Origin of the sequence: Microbulbifer aestuariivivens (genome assembly GCF_039545115.1) — a bacterium.
GTDB classification, from domain to species: Bacteria; Pseudomonadota; Gammaproteobacteria; order Pseudomonadales; family Cellvibrionaceae; genus Microbulbifer; species Microbulbifer aestuariivivens.
In genome coordinates this window covers 1-1,482 of record NZ_BAABRT010000055.1, presented here as the reverse complement: position 1 = coordinate 1,482, position 1,482 = coordinate 1, and the positions used below count along the sequence as shown (strand labels likewise).

The following is a 1,482-nucleotide window of genomic DNA, read 5'->3' as shown; positions in this document are numbered from 1 at the left end:
GACAATCAGCCCCGGCTTGGCATCTCTTCCCTGCAGAGCCATTCTCAACGCCCTCTTGGTGAGCTCTTCCGTCATCTGGGTGTCCAACGCCCAGCCGACGATCCGCCGGGAATAGAGATCCATCACTACCGCAAGATACAGCCACCGATCCCTTACCCAGATATAGGTGATATCGCTGGTCCAGCGTCGATTTGGCCGATCAATCTCAAAACAGCGCTTCAGCAGGTTAGGAGAGACATTGATTCTACGTTCCACTGGCTTGCTGTACCGGAACCCCTTCCCATTCCTCGCCCGAATATGCTCTTTATGCATGATGTCAGCGATATAGTTGGTCGAACAGGGTATCCCCGCCTGCAGCAACTCCTGGGTGATCCTAGGCGCGCCGTAACGGGCCCTGAAGAACTGAAAGGTATCCCTGACCTTCTGCGTCACCCGTTTCCTGCGGCTGGCTCGCTCACTTTCCCTTCTTCCCACCCAGCGGTAATAACCGGATGCTGATACTTCCAGGCAACGACACATCAAGCGCACCGGGTACAACCCTACATGCTCACGTATCAGTGCGTACTTTACTCTTGGTGGTTCGCAAAGTACGCAGCTGCCTTTTTTAGAAACCCGACCTCCTGACGCGCCTCATGGAGTTCACGCTTGAGGCGGCGCATGATCTTGCCCCGATAAAACGGACACACCATCTTTTACGCTGCTATTCGCTCATATTCAATCGGGGACTGATAATTTAATGCGGAATGCAGCCGTTTACGATTGTAAAAATCATTAATATACCGAGCCAGTGCACGCCTGAGGTCTTTCGTCGACTCAAAGTTGCTTCATCGAATCAATTCAGCCTTCAGGCTATGAAAAAAAGACTCCATGTGAGCATTATCTGTACACTTTCCCGGCCGACTCAAACTATGACGAATACCGTACCGATTCAGGTATTCCTGATACTCTGACCCTCTGTACTCAACTCCTCGATCGGTATGCAGCATCAGCCCCGCGTTTGGTCTTCTTTTTCTTACAGCACTCGTCAATGGTCTTCTAGTGATATCAGTCGTCCTTCTCGCATCTAAGCTCCAGCCAACAACCCGGCGGGAGTGTAAATCCATTATGACCGATAGGTATTGCTATTCCCCTTTAACTTTAAGATAAGTCACATCGGCGACCAAAACTTCATTCTTTCCATCAGGAACAGCTCCGTCAGGCCGCAGATTTTCTCCAGAAGTCAGGTAGCGCCTCATGCCAGGTGCCCGACGCGTCACTTTGGTTACCCTAGCGATAAGCCCCATTTCCCGCATCAGGCGCGCTACACGCTTACGACTAACCGCATAACCCATATTCTGCATGGCTTTCCAGATTCTTGATCTTGCCCCGATAAAACGGACACACCATCTTTTACGCTGCTATTCGCTCATATTCAATCGGGGACTGATAATTTAATGCGGAATGCAGCCGTTTACGATTGTAAAAATCATTAATATACCGAGC

The 1,482-nt window shown here is 50.4% G+C and carries 2 pseudogenes; both read right to left on the bottom strand.

Annotated elements, in window-relative coordinates:
• Nucleotides 1-597, bottom strand: a pseudogene (locus ABEA58_RS14285) (IS3 family transposase); the annotation flags it as partial.
• Between the two features lie 95 nt (nucleotides 598-692).
• Nucleotides 693-1,355: pseudogene (locus ABEA58_RS14280) on the bottom strand (IS3 family transposase); the annotation flags it as partial.
• Between the last annotated feature and the right edge of the window lie 127 nt (nucleotides 1,356-1,482).